Origin of the sequence: Pusillimonas sp. MFBS29 (assembly GCF_020687695.1) — a bacterium.
Lineage (GTDB): Bacteria > Pseudomonadota > Gammaproteobacteria > Burkholderiales > Burkholderiaceae_B > Pusillimonas_C.
In genome coordinates this window covers 263526-281041 of record NZ_JAJEWL010000005.1, presented here as the reverse complement: position 1 = coordinate 281041, position 17516 = coordinate 263526, and the positions used below count along the sequence as shown (strand labels likewise).

At 59.1% G+C, this 17516-nt stretch carries 13 protein-coding genes; 2 read left to right on the top strand and 11 right to left on the bottom strand.

Annotation, left to right across the window (positions count from 1 at the left end):
- The first annotated feature begins 4 nt into the window (after nucleotides 1-4).
- Nucleotides 5-3184, top strand: a complete 3180-nt coding sequence (locus tag LKR43_RS09745; RefSeq protein ID WP_227683859.1) for an efflux RND transporter permease subunit — start codon at nucleotides 5-7, stop codon at nucleotides 3182-3184.
- Between the two features lie 4 nt (nucleotides 3185-3188).
- On the top strand, nucleotides 3189-4670 hold the full coding sequence (locus tag LKR43_RS09740) for an efflux transporter outer membrane subunit (RefSeq protein ID WP_227683858.1): 1482 nt from the start codon (nucleotides 3189-3191) through the stop codon (nucleotides 4668-4670).
- A 38-nt stretch (nucleotides 4671-4708) separates the two neighbouring features.
- Here the strand turns inward: LKR43_RS09740 and LKR43_RS09735 are convergent, their stop codons facing one another.
- The 11 genes from LKR43_RS09735 to LKR43_RS09685 form a co-directional block, all read right to left on the bottom strand.
- Nucleotides 4709-5725, bottom strand: a complete 1017-nt coding sequence (locus tag LKR43_RS09735) for an MBL fold metallo-hydrolase (protein WP_227683857.1) — start codon at nucleotides 5723-5725, stop codon at nucleotides 4709-4711.
- 142 nt (nucleotides 5726-5867) lie between these two features.
- Nucleotides 5868-6293 (bottom strand): DUF4148 domain-containing protein, encoded by a 426-nt coding sequence (locus LKR43_RS09730; RefSeq protein ID WP_227683856.1) that lies wholly within the window; start codon nucleotides 6291-6293, stop codon nucleotides 5868-5870.
- Between the two features lie 174 nt (nucleotides 6294-6467).
- Nucleotides 6468-7460 (bottom strand): LysR family transcriptional regulator, encoded by a 993-nt coding sequence (locus LKR43_RS09725; RefSeq protein WP_227683855.1) that lies wholly within the window; start codon nucleotides 7458-7460, stop codon nucleotides 6468-6470.
- Nucleotides 7461-7505: 45 nt separating this feature from the next.
- Nucleotides 7506-7985, bottom strand: coding sequence for a carboxymuconolactone decarboxylase family protein (locus LKR43_RS09720; protein WP_227683854.1), 480 nt, complete (start codon nucleotides 7983-7985; stop codon nucleotides 7506-7508).
- Between the two features lie 115 nt (nucleotides 7986-8100).
- Nucleotides 8101-8634, bottom strand: coding sequence for a histidine phosphatase family protein (locus tag LKR43_RS09715; RefSeq protein ID WP_227683853.1), 534 nt, complete (start codon nucleotides 8632-8634; stop codon nucleotides 8101-8103).
- 6 nt (nucleotides 8635-8640) lie between these two features.
- Complete coding sequence (locus LKR43_RS09710; RefSeq protein ID WP_227683852.1) at nucleotides 8641-9684, bottom strand: ABC transporter ATP-binding protein; 1044 nt, start codon at nucleotides 9682-9684, stop codon at nucleotides 8641-8643.
- A 16-nt stretch (nucleotides 9685-9700) separates the two neighbouring features.
- Nucleotides 9701-11440, bottom strand: coding sequence for an ABC transporter permease (locus LKR43_RS09705; RefSeq protein ID WP_370632088.1), 1740 nt, complete (start codon nucleotides 11438-11440; stop codon nucleotides 9701-9703).
- Between the two features lie 78 nt (nucleotides 11441-11518).
- Nucleotides 11519-12844: an ABC transporter substrate-binding protein gene (locus LKR43_RS09700; RefSeq protein ID WP_227683851.1), complete on the bottom strand. Its 1326-nt coding sequence runs from the start codon at nucleotides 12842-12844 to the stop codon at nucleotides 11519-11521.
- Between the two features lie 167 nt (nucleotides 12845-13011).
- The gene (locus tag LKR43_RS09695; RefSeq protein WP_227683850.1) at nucleotides 13012-14334 is read right to left on the bottom strand and encodes a sigma-54 dependent transcriptional regulator; all 1323 of its coding nucleotides are present in this window, start codon (nucleotides 14332-14334) and stop codon (nucleotides 13012-13014) included.
- Entirely contained in the window at nucleotides 14327-16318 is a 1992-nt protein-coding gene (locus tag LKR43_RS09690; protein ID WP_227683849.1) for an ATP-binding protein, read from the bottom strand. The genes LKR43_RS09695 and LKR43_RS09690 overlap by 8 nt, the downstream gene beginning before the upstream one ends.
- Nucleotides 16315-17508, bottom strand: coding sequence for an ABC transporter substrate-binding protein (locus LKR43_RS09685; protein ID WP_227683848.1), 1194 nt, complete (start codon nucleotides 17506-17508; stop codon nucleotides 16315-16317). The genes LKR43_RS09690 and LKR43_RS09685 overlap by 4 nt, the downstream gene beginning before the upstream one ends.
- Between the last annotated feature and the right edge of the window lie 8 nt (nucleotides 17509-17516).

Below are 17516 nucleotides of genomic sequence, written 5' to 3'. Positions count from 1 at the left end.
CACCATGAATATTTCCAAATTCTTTATCGATCGCCCGATTTTTGCGGGCGTACTTTCCGTCCTTATCTTGCTGGCCGGTGGCCTGGCCATGTTCCAGCTGCCCATATCGGAGTACCCCGAGGTGGTGCCGCCGTCCGTGGTGGTGCGGGCTCAATTCCCGGGCGCCAACCCCAAGGTGCTGGCCGAGACGGTTGCCGCTCCGCTTGAAGAGTCCATCAACGGTGTGGAAGACATGATGTACATGCAGTCGCAGGCCAATAGCGACGGCAATCTGGTCGTTACCGTGAATTTCCATCTGGGTGTCGACCCGGACAAGGCCCAGCAACTGGTGCAGAACCGGGTGACCCAGGCGTTGCCGCGTTTGCCTGAAGAAGTGCAGCGGCTGGGCGTAACGACCACCAAATCATCCCCGACGCTGACCATGGTGGTGCATCTGATTTCACCCGATCAGCGCTACGACACGACCTATCTGCGCAATTATGCGGTTCTGAATGTGAAGGACAGGCTTGCGCGCATCCAGGGGGTGGGTGAAGTGCAGGTCTGGGGTGCAGGGGATTATTCCATGCGGATCTGGCTGGATCCCGGCAAGATGGCGCAACGCAACCTGACTGCAACGGATGCGGTTGCGGCCATCAGGGAGCAGAACGTACAGGTGGCGGCGGGGGTGATCGGTGCTTCGCCGACGACTTCCGACGTGGCCCTGCAGTTGTCGGTCAATGCACAAGGGCGATTGCAGACCAAAGACCAGTTCGCCGATATTATTCTGAAGACATCCGCCGATGGCGGGGTCACGCGGCTGGGTGACGTCGCCCGCATCGAGTTGGGCGCCGCGCAGTACGGCCTGCGTGCGCTGCTGGATAATCAACCGGCGGTGGGTATTGCCATCATGCAGTCACCCGGCTCGAATGCGCTGGAGATCTCGGACCAGGTGCGCGCGGTCATGGACGAGCTGTCGGCCGACTTTCCTGCATCATTGGAAAGCCGCATTATGTATGATCCCACGCAGTTCGTGCGATCCAGCATTAAGGCGGTCGTGATGACCTTGCTGGAAGCCATAGCACTGGTGGTGCTGGTGGTGATCGTCTTTCTGCAGACCTGGCGAGCGTCCATAATTCCTTTGCTGGCCGTGCCGGTGTCCATTATCGGGACTTTCTCGCTGTTGCTGGCGTTCGGCTATACGATCAACGCGCTATCGCTCTTTGGTCTGGTGCTGGCCATAGGTATTGTGGTCGACGATGCCATTGTCGTGGTCGAGAACGTAGAGCGCAATATCGCTGCCGGCTTGTCGCCGCGCGATGCCACTTACCGGGCCATGCGTGAAGTCAGCGGCCCGATTATTGCGATTGCGCTGACGCTGGTGGCTGTGTTTGTGCCCCTGGCGTTCATGACCGGACTGAGCGGTCAGTTCTTCAAGCAGTTTGCCATGACGATTGCCATCTCGACCGTCATCTCTGCGATCAACTCCCTGACACTGTCACCTGCACTGGCTGCGCTGCTGTTAAAAGGGCATGACGAGAAGCCGGATTGGCTGACCCGGGTCATGAACCGCTACCTGGGCGGATTTTTCGACCGCTTCAACCGGTTCTTCAAGCGCTCGTCTGATCACTACGCCACAGGCGTTGCAGGCACCATAGGGCGCAAGGCCTCGACACTGGGTGTGTATGTGTTGCTGGTGGCGCTGACAGCAGGCATTTCCTATGTTGTGCCGGGTGGCTTCGTTCCTGCACAGGACAAGCAATATCTGATCAGTTTTGCTCAGTTGCCCAGCGGCGCCTCGCTCGATCGCACCGAGGATGTCATACGCAAGATGTCCGATATCGCGTTGAAGCAGCCGGGCGTGGAAAGCGCCATTGCTTTTCCAGGGTTGTCGATTAATGGTTTTACCAATAGTTCAAGTGCCGGCATCGTCTTTGTGACGCTTGATCCCTTTGAGCAGAGGAAGGACGAGATGCTGTCAGCCAGCAATATTGCGGCTGCACTTGGCAAGCAGTATGGAGCAATCAAGGATTCGTTCATTGCCGTGTTCCCGCCGCCGCCCATCATGGGCCTGGGTACTGTCGGTGGATTCAAGCTGCAGCTGGAAGATCGCGCAGCGCTGGGCTACGAGCAGATGGATGCGGTGACCAAGCAATTTCTGGCCAAGGCGGCAGAAGCGCCTGAGCTGGGCCCTGCTTTTTCCAGCTATCAGATCAACGTGCCACAGCTCGATGTGGCGCTGGATCGTGTCAAGGCCAAGCAACTGGGTATTCCCGTTGACGACGTGTTCGACACCATGCAGATATATCTGGGCTCGCTGTACGTCAATGACTTCAACCGCTTCGGACGCGTATATCAGGTAAGGGCGCAGGCCGATGCACAGTTCCGTGCACATCCGGAAGATATCCTTCAGCTTGAAACGCGCAGCAGTAATGGCCGCATGGTGCCCTTGTCGGCGGTGGCCTCGGTATCGCCCAGTTTCGGCCCGGAAATGGTTGTGCGCTACAACGGCTACACGGCAGCCGACATCAACAGCGGACCGGCGCCCGGGTATTCATCTGACCAGGCCCAGGCTGCCGCCGAACGCATCGCGCAAGAAGTCATGCCGCGTGGCGTGAAGTTTGAATGGACGGATCTGACCTACCAGCAGATTCTGGCCGGCAATGCGGGCGTGTGGGTGTTTCCCATCAGTGTGCTGCTGGTTTTTCTGGTGCTGGCCGCGCTATATGAAAGCCTGACGCTGCCGCTGGCAGTGATCCTGATCGTTCCCATGAGTATTCTGGCCGCCCTGACAGGTGTCTGGCTGACTGGCGGGGACAACAATATCTTTACGCAGATCGGCCTGATGGTGCTGGTGGGCCTGGCGTGCAAGAACGCCATTCTTATCGTGGAGTTTGCCCGTGAACTGGAGTTGCAGGGTATGAGCATTATCAAGGCTGCCACCGAAGCCAGCCGCTTGCGCCTGCGTCCCATCCTGATGACGTCGATTGCTTTCATCATGGGCGTGGTGCCTTTGGTTATCGCCACCGGCGCCGGCTCCGAGATGCGCCAGGCCATGGGTGTGGCCGTGTTCTTCGGCATGTTGGGTGTGACGCTGTTCGGGCTGTTCCTGACCCCGGTTTTCTATGTGGTGCTGCGCAGCCTGCAGCGCGCACCGCTGAAAGCGGCCGGCACGCACGAGGCGCCGGTCATAGCGACTCAAGAATAATGGAATGATTATGAAACGATTACGTTTGAGCCTTACCAGTTTGGCCATGGCCCTGTTCCTGGCTGGATGCGCAGTGGGACCAGATTATCAGCGGCCCGAGGTCGATGTGCCCGATACCTACAAAGAAGCATCGCTGTCGCCCGAAGCCGCCAGACAGTGGAAACTGGCGCAGCCTGCCGAGGCGTTGGCGCGAGGCGACTGGTGGGCAATCTTCAAGGACCCCGTCCTGGATAAACTGGAATCACAGGCCATGTTGGCCAACCAGGATCTCAGGGTCGCGGCAGCGCGCGTGAAGCAATCCAGAGCTTTGCGCCGGAATGCCGAATCCGGCCTCTTTCCGTCGCTGGATGCTGGATTCGGACCCATGCGTCAGCGCCAGTCCAACGCTGCCCAAGGCTTGCCTGATGATGCGGCTAATTCGCCGCAAACATTGTGGCGGGCGCAGGCCGGCATCTCCTACGAGGCAGACCTGTTTGGCCGGATCGCTTCGAACGTGGATGCATCAACAGCCGATGCCGAGCAAAGTGTTGCGCTGTTTCAGTCAGTTCGACTTGCCTTGCAAGCCGATGTGGCACAGGCGTACTTCCGTATCCGTCGTCTTGATGCGGAGCAGGATCTGTACAGGCGTACGGTCGAGTTGCGCGGCAAAACGCTGGAACTGGTCCAGGGTCGTTATGACGAAGGTGAAATCAGTGAGCTGGATCTTGCGCGGGCAAAGGCGGCTTTGTCATCTGCCAGTTCACAGGCTTTGGGCATAGAGCGTGAACGGGCCGTGGCCGAGCATGCGCTGGCAACCCTGTTGGGCAAGACCCCGGCGCAGTTTTCCCTGGCGCCCAATCCTTTGGAGCGTATGCCGGTGGATATTCCGGCCGGGCTGCCGTCTTCCTTGCTGGAGCGACGCCCCGATATTGCTGCCGCCGAAAGGGCCATGGCAGCTGCCAACGCCCGCGTGGGGGTGGCGAAAGCGGCCTTCTTCCCGCGACTTACATTGACCGGCGCTTTTGGCTATGAGTCTTCAGAGCTGGGCAATTTGCTTGAATGGTCGAGCCGGACATTCCTGCTTGGCCCCTTGGTCGGTACGGTGCTGACGTTGCCTATCTTTGATGGTGGCCGTCGCGAAGCGGGTCTGGAAAAGGCGAAGGCAGTCTACGAAGAAGATGTTGCCACCTATCGCCAGACCGTGCTGCAGGCATTTCGTGAAGTCGAGGACGGCTTGTCCGGCTTGCGCATACTCAAGGACCAGACACAGGTACAGGATGAAGCGGTTCTGCAAGCCTCACGCGCGGCCGAGTTGTCGCAGATCCAGTATCGAGAAGGGTCGGTCAGCTATCTGGACGTGATCGATGCCGATCGTCAGGTATTGGTGCAGCAGCGGGCGTCGGTCGCGCTGGACGGCGAGCGGGCACAGACAGCCGTGGCGCTGATCCGTGCAATAGGCGGCGGCTGGGAGGCGGAACAACAGCTTGCCAGCCGGTCGGAGCTATAGGTGGCAAGGGCACCGGCAAAGTGCTGGTGCCCGACTTGCTATTTGCCGGCGGGCAGTGGGGAGTACTCGGTTGCAATCCAGCGGTAACCAGCGTCTTGCTTACGCACGTGACCGATGCCGGGAAAGGGAAGATGCGCCCCGGCGATCCAGAGTTTTTCCTGGGCAGCGCGTGCCAGGACTTTTTCACGTGTGGCGGCAGCCTGTTTCGGGTCGCTGTCGAAATCTATGGTTACCTGTGGGTTCGGGAACTGTACGGCGTGGCTGTGAATCACGTCTCCCCAGACCAACAGGTGCTGGTCACCCGATGTGATCATGTAACCGCCATGGCCGGGAGTATGGCCAGGCAATGCCACCGAGACCACGCCGTCAGCCAAGGATGCTCCGGCAGCGAACTGCTTGAGCTTTCTGGCAGATTCATAAGGTGCTACCGAGTCTTGGGCAAACTTGAAAAAGGCCTGGGCCTGTTCGGGCGCCTGGGCTGCGGTTTCCTTGTTCAGCCAATGGGCAGCTTCATCCTGCGATACATAGACCATTGCATTGGGGAAAGCCATTTTGCCGTTGTCGGTGATTCCGCAAGCGTGATCAGCGTGCAAATGTGTCAGCAAAATCTTGCTGACCTGTGCGGGCTCATAGCCTGCAGCTTTCAGGCTTTTGCGTATACCGCCCATTGCGGGACCGAAACACGCCGCTGCGCCGGCATCGACGAGTATCAGTTCTTTGCCTGTATTGATCAGATAGCCATTGACTGCGGTTTGAACGCCATCTTTGTTGATGGGTACAAACATGTCTTCAAGCAGGGTCTGGATATCACCTGCGCTGATGCCGTGCAGCAGCGCAACCGGCAGAGATGCCGCACCGTCGTACAGGGCGGTGACCTGGAAGTCGCCCAGCCGCATGAAGTAGTAGCCGGGAGCTTGCTGGGCAGAAGGAGCGGGCGTTTGCGCGAAAGTTGTCTTGGGCGACAAAGCAGCGCCGGAGATGGAAAGTGTGCAGAGACTGATTGCAAGCAGGCGGCGTGCCAATGGCGATGCCCCTGAGGTGTTGGAAGTTTGCATGGCAGCTACCCTGGATATGATTGGGAACCGCTGAAGGGAACAGGGCATGCATGTGCCGATCAGCAAGGCTCACTATCGCATGCAGTGGCTGCTGGTGCAAGACAGCACCTTCTTGCGAAGGTGCTGTAATGGCGGATGCAACTTAAGCTTCTATGTTGCGATAGAGCAGGCCGTTGGCAACGGCTTCAGCCAGTTCGGCGCGAACTTCGGCGCGGCTCTTGCTGTCTTGTTCATTGTGCGCATACAGCTGGGGAAATTTTTCGTTTTCCTTGGCGCTGCTTTCGCCGGTAATGATGTTGCCGGTATGCACGGCTTCAGCCAGTTCAGCGCGGACTTCGGCGCGGCTTGCGCTGGTGGTCACTTGCTGAGCAGGATACAGCTGCGGATACTGTTCGTTCAGTCGGGCGCTGCTTTCACCGGTAACGATGTTGCCGGTGCGCACGGCTTCAGCCAGTTCGGCACGGACCTGATCGCGTGTGACCGGTGCGTCGGTGCCGGCAGCCATGGCCTGGCCGGCGATCAGGGTGGAGAAAGCAAAAGCAATAGCGGAAAGCTTGGTGTATGTCATGATGTATATCCTTTCATTCAAGAGTTTGGTCTAGCCAGAGCGGAACGGTTTCCGGTAGCGTTCAGCGAGCAGTTAATCTGTCTGGCTCGTCGATGTAGTAACTTTAATAGTTCTTTGCTAATGGATAAATGGTTTGAATTGAAATTGACTATTCATATAACTGAAACAATCATTTCAACCAGGCAGATCCATAAGGCATGCGTGTTCAACGGCATACTCGATGAATACGCGAGTTCTGTCAGGAAGCTGTTTTCGGCTGGGGTAGCAAAGGTGGCAGCCCTCGTCGTCGGCTGCGAATTGCTCAAGGCCCATCAACAGTTTGCGTTCCTTAAGCAGGCTTTGCACCAGGTAAGACGGAAGCTGGGCAATACCCTGACCTTTCAGCACTGACTGCACAATCAGATCAATATCATTGAAGGTGCAATGAGCTTGCGGAAGGAATTTTTGCAGCGTTTCTCCAATCCTGAATTGCCATTGTCTGATGTGGCCGGATGATGACCGAAAGTTGATGCAGGAGTGCCGGCCAAGATCGTTAACGTCCAGCGGCATACCGTGAGCCTGCACATAGTCGGGTGAAGCGCACAAGACCATCTGCATGGGCATCAGCTTGCGTGCCACGACATCACTGTCTTCCAGGCGGCCATCCCGGAATGAAACGTCTATCCGGTCTGTCGTGAAGTCGGGTGGCATGTCGTTCAGCACAAGCTCGAGTGTGATGCCGGGGTAGCGCAGGTGAAAGTCATGCAGCAGCCGCGCAACGATCATGCGCCCGAACCCTGTGGTCGAATGTATGCGCAAATGCCCTTTGGGAGGGCCGCTGCGCAGTTCGTGCATATCTTCCATGGCATGCATGATGCGTTCTACCCCCGGCTGGCAATTTGCGTAAAAGAGCTCACCTTCCCGCGTCAGCGATGTGCTGCGTGTTGTACGCTGGAACAGACGGGCATCGAGCTGGGTTTCGAGTTTCTGCACGCTGCGGCTCACCGCCGAGCGGCCTATGCCCAGGCGAACACCTGCGCGCGCAAAGCTGCCTTCGTCGGCAACGGCAAGAAAGGCGACAACGCCCGCATAACTGGCAGCAAAACTGCTGGCCAGTGCGTCGACTGCGCCATGTGAGGCGTGCCGCAGCCGGGCAGAAGAAATAAGGGAGTGTGTGTGGGTATCCATATTGAACATGACGCATGGATACCCGGCTTTGTGACATGCAGGTGCTCAAGTCAGGTTGGCTTTGTCCAGGCCGAAGGCTTTATCAGCGGAACCGGGTGGGGTACGGAAGGCGATATTCAGGCGATTCCATCCGTTTATGGCCATGACCGCGTAGGTCAGATCCGATAACTCCTGCTTGCTGAATTGAGTCAGCACTTCCTCGTAGATCTCATCGGACACGCCATGCTCTGGCAGTTTGGACAGGATCTCGGTCCAGGTAAGCGCGGCGCGCTCGCGCGGTGAGAATAGCGAGGATTCGCGCCATATCGCGACATGATGCAGGCGAAGCTCGCGTTCGCCGTGAATTTTGGCTTCCTTGATATGCATGTCCAGGCAAAAGCCGCAGCCGTTGATTTGCGAGGCACGAATCGACACCAGAAGACGAGTGGCAGTTTCTACGGGGCTGTTATTCAGAAGATTGCTGAATTCCTGATATTTGTTGAACAGATCCGCAGACAGCTGAATATGATTAATACGCTGGGCCATGATTCCTCCAAAGAAAAAGTATGGCTTCATGGTATTGGCAACAGGAAGACGGCGCTAGGCACGGCGGTGGATACACGCTGTTGCCTGACAGGCATCAATCACTTCTTGGGCGGCACTATAGCTTCAGTTTATGCAAGGCTCCGTTAGCGAGAGTTTGTCGCGACATGCCACCGCGACGCCCTTCCAGCAGCATCTGCAGCCCGCCCAGCCAGGCACCGTGACCAAAGGCCAGTACCGGCCCGCGTACTGCCCGCACACGATCACGCACGCGTGCGATGCGGGCATTGAATTCGTCCATGGTTTCGCCAAGTGGAAGGGTGTGCAGGGCATTTTGCCATGCGCCAGGGTGGGCGGTTTCCAGCTCGTCCCAAGTGCGACCTTCCCAGGTACCAAAGGCGATCTCGGCCAGATCGGGGTCGGCGACGGCGTCCGGGAACCCATACAGCTCGGCGGTTTGGCGTGCCCGGCTTAGCGGTGAGGTCAGAACCAGCGCGAAATCCCGATTGGCCAGTGCCTGCCGGTTGGCAGCCAGCGTGGCCAGATCCTGGAAGCCCATGGGATCGTCCAGCGCGATGTCGCGTTGACCCTGCAGACGCCCCTGACTATTCCATGGCGTACGGAAATGTCGAATGAACCAGAGTTCCGTCATTTTGCTTCAGTCGGTCAACAGGGGAGCACTGTGGCTGTCTATGGTCAGGAAAACCGGAGCGCCTGCGTCGTACGGCGGTGCGCCGGTGGAGTGCAGCGTGTCAACGATGATCTGGCCGTCAGCCGTCTCAACCAGGTAGCGGATCTGGCTGCCCAGGAACTCGCGGTGTGCAACTTTCCCGGGGATATCTCCGCCAGTTTCCGTGAGCCGGACATTCTGTGGGCGCAGCACAATGCGGCTGGCGTTCTCAACCGGGTTGGCAACGTTCAGCCGCTGTCCTCCGGTGGTCAAGAAGCCCTGGCCTTGCATTGTTCCCTTCAAAATATTGGCGGTACCCAGAAAGCCTGCGACAAAGGTATTGGCCGGATGATCATATAGTTCCTGTGGCGTGCCGATCTGCTGGATGACGCCCTTGTTCAGTACTGCCATCCGGTCCGAGGTGGTGTTGGCTTCTTCCTGGTCGTGCGTCACGAAAATGGTAGTCAGGCCCAGCTTGCGTTGCAAGGCCAGCAGCTCGCGTCGCATCTGCACGCGCAGCGCTGCATCAAGGTTGGACAAGGGTTCGTCCAGCAGCAGCACTTGCGGTTCGATTGCGATGGTGCGGGCCAGCGCTACGCGTTGTTGTTGCCCGCCGGACAGCTGTGCCGGCATGCGGTCGGCCAGATCGAGCAGGTTGACGGTTTCGAGCGCCGCCTCAACCTTGGGGCCAATCTCGTGTGCCGGTGTCTTGCGTTCTTCAAGGCCGAAGGCGACGTTCTTGCGCACCGACATATGCGGCCACAGCGCGTACGACTGGAACACCATGCCCACATTGCGCTTCCAGGGAGGCAGGCTGGCAATATCGCGGTCGCCGATCAGGATGCGGCCGCGTGGTGTGGGGCCGAAGCCGGCGATGGCGCGCAGCAGCGTGGACTTCCCTGAGCCCGATGGGCCAAGGAATGCGAAGAATTCGCCTGGCTCGATCACCATATGGATGCCTTCGAGTACCTTGGTGGATCCGAAGGACAGATGCAGATCCTCGATACGGATTCCTGCTTTGCTTGTTGTCATGTTTGGTCTCCGAAACTTAGTGCTGCCCGTCGCCGGCCATGGCTTGTCGTGCGCGTTCGCGCTCGATGATGCGCTGTGAAAGGTAGGTGCCAATGGCCACAATCACAACGGCCAGGATCCCAAGGGCTGCACCGGGCCCGCGTCCTGCGGGAGATTGCATATAAAGATAAATACCGTAGGCAAGCGGTGCGTCGGATGAGCGCGCAACCAGCATGATGGTTGCCGAGAGCTCGACGGCCGCTGTGGCGAAACTGGTCACGAAGCCGGCAAGTATGCCGCCCGTCATCAAGGGCACCACAATGCGGCGTATGGTGCTGGTGCGCGATGCACCCAGGCTTTCGGCTGCCTCTTCAAGCGACAGCGAAATCTGCTGCAGGGCAGCCATGCAGGCACGCAGTGCGTACGGCAGGCGACGCACAGCCAAGGCCACGATGATAATGCCCCAGAAGCTGGACATCTGGCCCAGGCCAAAGGGGAGCTGGATACTGTGAAACATGCGCAGATAGCCTATGCCCAGCACAACGCCAGGCACTGCCAGCGCGGCCGTTGACATGTAGTCCAGCCATTTGCGTCCGGCCAGCTTGGTACGGATCACAATGTAGGCGATGGCGGTACCCAGAACGACGTCGATCACGGCAGCCGAGCCGGCATAGATCAGCGTATTCCATACATACTGCGACGATTGGGTAAATATGGTGCCGAAATGCTGGACGGTAAAGGCGTCGGGCAGAGGCGAAAAGGACCAGATCGTGCCGAATGCCAGCAGCAACAGTCCGATATGCGGCGAAAGCACCATGGCAAGTATCACGCCGATCACGCCCCATGCCAGCCATTTTTCGCGTGGCTTCAGATCGCGACGCGACAGGCCGCCGCCGCCTTTCTGAACGGTTGCATAGTCTTTGCCGCGCATGAACAGGAACGAAGCCCACAGCGAGAATACCGAAAACGCGACCAGGATGAAGGAAATCACGTAGCCCATGGGGTCGTTGATTCCGACGCCGGTGACACGCAAATAGGCCTGCGGTGCCAGCATGTTGTTGACGTTCAGCAGCAGGGGGGTGCCCAGGTCGTCAAAGACCTTGATGAACACCAGTGCCGCGCCGGCCAGATATCCCGGCATGGCAAGCGGGAACACAATGCGGCGGAACATCCGCATTCCGTGTGAACCCAGGTTATGCGCAGCTTCCTCCATCGAGCGATCGATATTGCGCAGGCTTGCTGACAGATTGATCAGAATGAATGGGAAGTAGTGGATGGACTGCACCAGGATGACGCCCGACAGACCCTCCATGAATGGAATACGAAAACCCAAATATTCGTTCAGCAGCAGGTTGATGGAACCGTTGCGGCCGAAAAGCAGCGACATCGCCACTGCGCCCACGAAGGGCGGCATGATCAGGGGAATGATTCCCAGCGCCTGAATTGCAGCAGTGCCGGCAAAATTGAAGCGGGTGGTGATATAAGCCAATGGCAATGCGATTGCCGTTGCAACGACCACTGACATTGCAGAGACATAGAACGAGTTCACGAAGCTTTCGCGAAACAGCGTCGTGTTGAAAAAATCCTGGAAATTCTGCAGCGTGAAGACGCCAGTGCGAGCGTCCAGAAAGGCAACATAAATCACCTGCGCTACCGGCAATATCAGGAACGCCATCAGAAAGATGGCGATCAGTATGCCGGCTACCGCAGCACCCGACAGGCGCGGAAACAGCGTAAAGCGACGCGCTGTGGCGTCCCGGGAAATAGTATCTGTCATGCTCGTCCTAGGAGGAATGGGCGGGCCAGGACCGGCGCCCCTGAGGGGCGCGGATCCCGGCGGGCCTGAGCAGGCCTGTTACAGCGCTGCTGCTTGCTTGGCCAGATCGCGGGCCTTGCGGTAGTTTTCTACGGCAAAGGTGTCCCAGCCTTGTTCAACCTCGGCCTGGCGACCGACGACCTTGGTCGCGGCTTTGGCGCGTGAGGTGGTGAACACGTGTGCGAATGCGGGGTCTGCTGCCTGTTCTTGCGTGATTGGCATGGCTTCGATCAGCTTGCGAGCCTCGGCGATAAGGGAGGCAGCCTTTTCATTGCCACTTTTGGCTTGTGCTGCTTCGGCTTTTTGTATTGCCGAGACGGCTTCGCGCAGATCGTCCAGACGGTAGGTGATCAGCACGTCGAACAAGGAGTTCACGAGGTTATAGCGTGCGCCCGAGACGTCCACGTCGAACTCGATCGCACCGGGTGCGAAATCCTTGGAGAAAGGGTTAGGGAAACCTTCAGGCGCATTCTCGTATGCAGCCGGATTGACCGGCAGGCGCATGATGGCCGGATTCAGCAATATTTGCTGGCCTTTGGGCGACAGCAGGAACTCGACGAACTTGACGGCACCTGCCTCGTTGGGTGCGTTCTTGATGACGCCGATATTCGCCGGAACGATGGCGGTCACGCTTGGATAAACCAGTTCAACCGGGAAGCCCGAAGCCTTGGATGCCAGACCAAAGAAGTCGATCACGATACCAAAGCCCGTGGAGCCCGAGTTCACTGCATCGGGTACGCCGAAGCTGCGTTCGGTCACGGTGTTCATGTTGCCGGCAATCCATTTCCAGGTGGCCCAGCCTTTATCCCAGCCTTCTCCCTGCAACAGGGTTTCCACCGTCAGGTGAGTGGTGCCGGAGCGCGACGGCGACGACATTGCGACATGACCGTTATATTCGGCGCGCTTCAGATCGTCCCATTCCTTGGCGACGGGCAGGTCGTTGGCCTTGATGTAACGCGTGTTGTACATAATGCCGTAGCCCGAGGCTGCAAAGCCGTAATAGAAGCCTTCGGAATCATTGATGGGGTAACCGCCTATTGCATCAGGAATGCCGTCGGATTTCACATTGACCTTGGCCAGCAATCCGCCGGCCTTCAGTACTTCGAAAGCGTCGGGAGCCGATGCCCACATCAGGTCCACACTATTGGCGCTCTGGGTTTCTTTCAGGTGCGACACGGCAGCGTTGGTGTTGCGGCTGACCACTTCCAGCGTGGTGCCGGGATGTGCAGCTTCGAAGGCGGTCTTGAACGGATCGGTCAAGTCGCGCGGGAATGAGGTGACGACCGTTACCGTATCGGCAAAGGCCATGGCAGACGTCAGTGCCAGTGCGGCAGCAGTGGCACTGAGGGTCAAGATTCTCTTCATTTGTTCCTCCTGGGATTCATTTTTTCTTTCCATGCGGCGTCAGGCGGATTGCAGCCGTTCTGACGCTGAATGCACCTGTACGGTGCAGACTATGCACGAATAATAAAAAACACTCAAGCTGTTGTTTTTAAAAGAAAAAATGGGTTAAACATGACCCATGAAATGGGTCATTTCCGACCCGTTTCCGGGTTGTCCAGAAGGTTGTGGTGGCGCAGTCGCAAATAAAGCCGTTTGCGCGGAATGCCCAGCAGGTTTGCCGCCTCGGCTTTGCGGCCCCCCGTTTCCATCAGTGCTGCGCGCAGCAGGCGTGATTCGAAATCGTCCATTGCTGCGTCATAGCTGGGGCGGGCCGTGGCCACAGTGCTCTCGCCATGGGCGGGCAGGCTCGCATCCATCCCGATGACCAGGCGTTCGGCCAGGTTGCGTGCTTCGCGCACATTACCGGGCCAGTCATGCCACGCAAGCCGGCGGCGCAGTGCATCGTCGATATGAACCTTGGGCAGCTCGTGGCGGGCAGCGGCCTGGGCGGCAAAGTGTGTGACCAGCAGTGATGCGTCATCGCCGCGTTCGCGCAAAGGAGGCAAATGCAATACGGCATGGAAACGGTGAAACAGGTCGGGCCGCAGCAAGCCGTCGGCCAGCAGTGTATCGGGTGGGCGTTTCACACTGCCGAAGATCCGCAGGTCAACAGGGCGCGGCGCGGCGCCCAGCGGAGTGATCTCGCGTGCATCAAGCACCCGAAGCAGGCGCACCTGCAGTCCTTCGGGCATGGATTCGAGCTCGTCCAGATACAGCGTCCCACCATCGGCGCGGGCGATCAGGCCCGGACTGTCTCCCGTGCCGAACAGCTCGCGATCTACCTCGGATGCGTTCAGGGCACCGCAGTTGATTGCGACGAAGGGTTGGTCGGCCCGCGCAGACAGGGCATGCAGAACCTGCGCAACCAGCTCTTTGCCGGTGCCGGTTTCGCCGGAGATCAAGAGATCTACCTGCAGGCCAGCAAGGGTTTTCAAGCGGCGGCGCAGATCCTGCATTGCAGGTGAACGTCCGACCAGTTGATCTTCGGGGGCGACGTTACGATCCAGGCGGTCACGCAGACGGCTGTTTTCAATTTGCAGGTTGCGCATAGCCTGGGCACGGCGCAGCACATCGAGCATCAGCTCCGGTGGGCAGGGTTTCTCGAGGAAATCATGCGCACCTGCGCGCATTGCCTGAATGGCAGCTGGAACATCGCCGTGAGCCGTGATCAGGACGAAGGGGACATGTGGTGCCAGCTTCTGGGCACGATCCAGAAATTCAAGACCGGACAGGCCAGGCATGCGCAAGTCTGACAAAATTACACCTGGAAAATCAGGGTGCAGCATGCCCAGGGCAGCGGTGGCAGTTTCGAAACTGCGTACCTGGAATCCAGCCAGTTCCAGCGTTTCTGTGGTGGCCAGCCGCAGGTCGGTGTCATCTTCGACCAGCATCACTTGTGCAATGTCACTCATATGTATCTTCCTGCCAGCGATTCAGCTGCAGTCGTACCACAGCACCGCCTTGCTCTTGTTGCTCTATTGCCAGATGGCCGCCCATGTCCTGCATGACGTTGAACGCAATTGAAAGGCCGAGTCCCAGCCCCTTGCCTGGCTCTTTGGTTGTGACAAAAGGATCGGTCAGCGTCTGTCCGCTTTGCCCGCCCAGTCCCACGCCATTATCGCGGATGGCGAGCGTGACCGGATCGCCTTGACCAAGCTCTATGCATATCAGACCGGGGTCAGACGGTGCCTCGCGTGCAGCAATAGCGTCCAGCGCATTTCCAAGAATATTGAGCAGGACTTGTTCAAGAAGAATCTCGTCGCCGGCAACCTGTAGCCGGGTGAGATCGTCGCATTCAATGCGCACTCCTTCGGTGCGCAAGCGGTGGTCCAACAACTCCAGTGCCGCCTGCATGGGTTCCGCCAGCGTGACACAGCCATTGCGATGGGCCGAGCGCCGGGCAATGCGGCGCAGATGGCCTATCGTGCGGTTGATGCGTTCAAGCAGCGCATCAATTCGGGCAATGGCGGGGCGAGTGTCAGGATGGGCTGCACCCAGGTTGTGCAGTCGGTGTCCAATGGCGGCCAGCGGCTGGTTGATTTCATGGCTGATCGCGGCAGACATCTGTCCGAGGGCCGCCATTTTTCCCGCCTGTACAAGATCGCGCTGTGTCAGCTCCAGACGTTCGATGGCCAATTGACGTTCGTGGACAGAGGCGCGGAACACACCGACCGCATGAGTCATGTCGGCGATTTCGTCGCCTGCTGCGGCGCGTGATGGGGATGGTTCCTTTTGCTGCGGCTTATCGCTCAGATCGCCTTTGGCAATGCGGCGCAGATCGGCCGACAGGGCTTCGATTCTGAGCAAGATGCGGCGATGGACAAAGATCGCCAGAATCGCCGCTGTGGCGATGGCCCCGATCAACGTCACCAGCGCGAGCCAGACCGAGCCGCGTCCGATTGCTGCGGCTGCGGCGTCAGCACTGCGCTGTGCCCCGATACGTTCGGATCTGCCCAGATCAGTGAGTGCGGCCTGCATTCTGGCCAGGCCCGACTGCGCTGCGTGTAACTCAGTGACGGCTGCGCGGTGCAGGTCCAGCCTGTGCTGTTGTTGTGCAAAGATGTTTCCGTCGCCTGTAGCCAACGCCTTGAGTCTGTCCAGCGTCTGGGACAATAGCTTGATGTCAACGCGTGAGGGCAGGTTCAGCTGGGCTAGCGCCAGGCGGTCCAGCGTGTCGCGGCCAAGGCCCAGCGTTTGCTCCAGCGCGTCGGCGTTGTCTGTCGAGCGTGCCTGCAGCAGCAGCGCTGTCAGCGTAGCGGCTTCGGATCCGATCTGCTGCATCCGGTCGCGTAGCAACCAGTCGCGTGACAACGCCTTTTCGGCGGCGCTGCGCGCGACCGGATCCGTCGCGCTGACCAGGGCGGCCAGTTGCGTGTCCATATTGAAGGAAAGGTCACTGAGTATGCCTTGGACCTGATCCTGCACATCGGCATGGATCCAGCGGAGCTCGATACCCGCCCTGGCTTCGGCCCGGGTGTGCGTGGCCAGTTCGGCACTGATCTGGCTGAAGTCGGTCAGTGCCCGGCGCAGGTCACGCTCGGCGACACGGGTTGCTGCACGGGTTGCGGTGCGTTCGGGCACAGCCTGCAGCACCGGCGAAGCCAGAACCGCCTCGACGCCTGTTGCTGCTTTATCTATCGATTCCTGCATCGATTTGGCGGGCATGGCTGGATCAGCAACCATCTGCATGGCGAGGGCGGCCAGATCGCCGGTCGCCTCGGCCAGTTCACCGGCCAGGGCGACGGCCGGAATGCGATCCTGGGCAAGGGTGCGAAAGTCGTGTTCGGCCCGTAACATAACGCCCATACCGATGGCCAGGACACCCGTTGCGATGATCACGACCAATACCAGCGCGGCCAGCAGCTGTCCCCTTATCGAACCTCGCCAGCGTCTCATTGCTGCTCCAGTCGGCGGATCATGGCCTCTGCATCGCGCAGCATGGTGTGCGAACGCTCGGACCATTCGACCAGCGTCTCACGGTTCTGGTCGGTGGAACGGGCCTGATGCTCGGTCAGCGGCATCCAGGTCAGCAGCCTCCGTATCCGTGCGCGTTCCGCTACAGGCGCTTGATCCAGAGCCCGCAGCCGCCGCCATAGATCGCGGCGCAGCAGCAAGTCGCGTGCTACGAAGGCTTCGAAAATCTGATTGACCTCCCAGTAGCGCCGTGCGGCCAACTCGGGGTCGTAGCGCGACCAGCTGAAACTCAGGGCCGCCCTGACTTCGGGGTTCAGGGATTCGGCCAGTTCGGCGCGGACATCGGGATTGACAGGAATGCGCCGCACATCGGGATGCAGCAAGGTGCGTTGACCTTCGTCGGACAGCACAAAATTCATGAAGGCACGGGCGGCCTTGCGATGATTGCCACCCCGCAGGGCGGCAATTCGCGCAGGAATCATGATCACGGGGCGGCCGTAACGGAATACCAGTCCGTCGGCGCTGCGCGTGAGTGCCAGGAAGTCTATGGTCAGGCCGACAGCAAAGTCACCGCTGGCAACGCCTTCCAGCACGCCAAAGCTGCGCGCCGAAATGGTATTCAGTTGTCCGGTCAGTTCCAGCACCCAGGCCCAGCCGGCCAGCCAGCCGCGATCCTGCAGTATGGTTTCCAGCAGTGAATGCATGGTGCCCGATCGCATGGGGTGCGACATGGCGATGCTTCGGGCAAAGACCGGGTCCAGCAGGTCGTTCCAGTCCTGTGGCACCGGAAACCCGGCTGATGTTCCACGAGGGCTGCGCCATGTCCAGCCAACTGCCGACCAGGCAAAATCGGCATGAGGTCCATGGCCCAGATCCGTCAGCAGGCCGGCGCGTTCGAGCACCACAAACGCTTCCGGAGCAGAGGCCCAGAACAGGTCGAAGCGCCGTTCGTTGCCGGCCAGCATCTCGTCGACCGCCGCGTGGGTATTCTTGTTCAATACCCGAACATGTATGTCTGGGTAGTGCTGCTTGAATGCCTCAAGCATGGGGTTGATCATGCTGGGCTGATACGAGGTGATGATGCGCAGTTCTTCTGTGGCCACCGACAGCCCGGGCAGAGCCAGCGCCAGTAGCAGCGCGGCCAGCCTGAAAGGCCTGAAAACACTGCTCATGGTGCGGA

Coding starts and splice junctions, on each gene's coding strand:
- LKR43_RS09690 (WP_227683849.1), bottom strand. CDS start 16,318: ATGAGACGCTGGCGAGGTTCGATAAGGGGACAGCTGCTGGCCGCGCTG.
- LKR43_RS09740 (WP_227683858.1), top strand. CDS start 3,189: ATGATTATGAAACGATTACGTTTGAGCCTTACCAGTTTGGCCATGGCC.
- LKR43_RS09745 (WP_227683859.1), top strand. CDS start 5: ATGAATATTTCCAAATTCTTTATCGATCGCCCGATTTTTGCGGGCGTA.
- LKR43_RS09700 (WP_227683851.1), bottom strand. CDS start 12,844: ATGAAGAGAATCTTGACCCTCAGTGCCACTGCTGCCGCACTGGCACTG.
- LKR43_RS09715 (WP_227683853.1), bottom strand. CDS start 8,634: ATGACGGAACTCTGGTTCATTCGACATTTCCGTACGCCATGGAATAGT.
- LKR43_RS09730 (WP_227683856.1), bottom strand. CDS start 6,293: ATGACATACACCAAGCTTTCCGCTATTGCTTTTGCTTTCTCCACCCTG.
- LKR43_RS09705 (WP_370632088.1), bottom strand. CDS start 11,440: ATGACAGATACTATTTCCCGGGACGCCACAGCGCGTCGCTTTACGCTG.
- LKR43_RS09720 (WP_227683854.1), bottom strand. CDS start 7,985: ATGGCCCAGCGTATTAATCATATTCAGCTGTCTGCGGATCTGTTCAAC.
- LKR43_RS09735 (WP_227683857.1), bottom strand. CDS start 5,725: ATGCAAACTTCCAACACCTCAGGGGCATCGCCATTGGCACGCCGCCTG.
- LKR43_RS09710 (WP_227683852.1), bottom strand. CDS start 9,684: ATGACAACAAGCAAAGCAGGAATCCGTATCGAGGATCTGCATCTGTCC.
- LKR43_RS09725 (WP_227683855.1), bottom strand. CDS start 7,460: ATGGATACCCACACACACTCCCTTATTTCTTCTGCCCGGCTGCGGCAC.
- LKR43_RS09695 (WP_227683850.1), bottom strand. CDS start 14,334: ATGAGTGACATTGCACAAGTGATGCTGGTCGAAGATGACACCGACCTG.
- LKR43_RS09685 (WP_227683848.1), bottom strand. CDS start 17,508: ATGAGCAGTGTTTTCAGGCCTTTCAGGCTGGCCGCGCTGCTACTGGCG.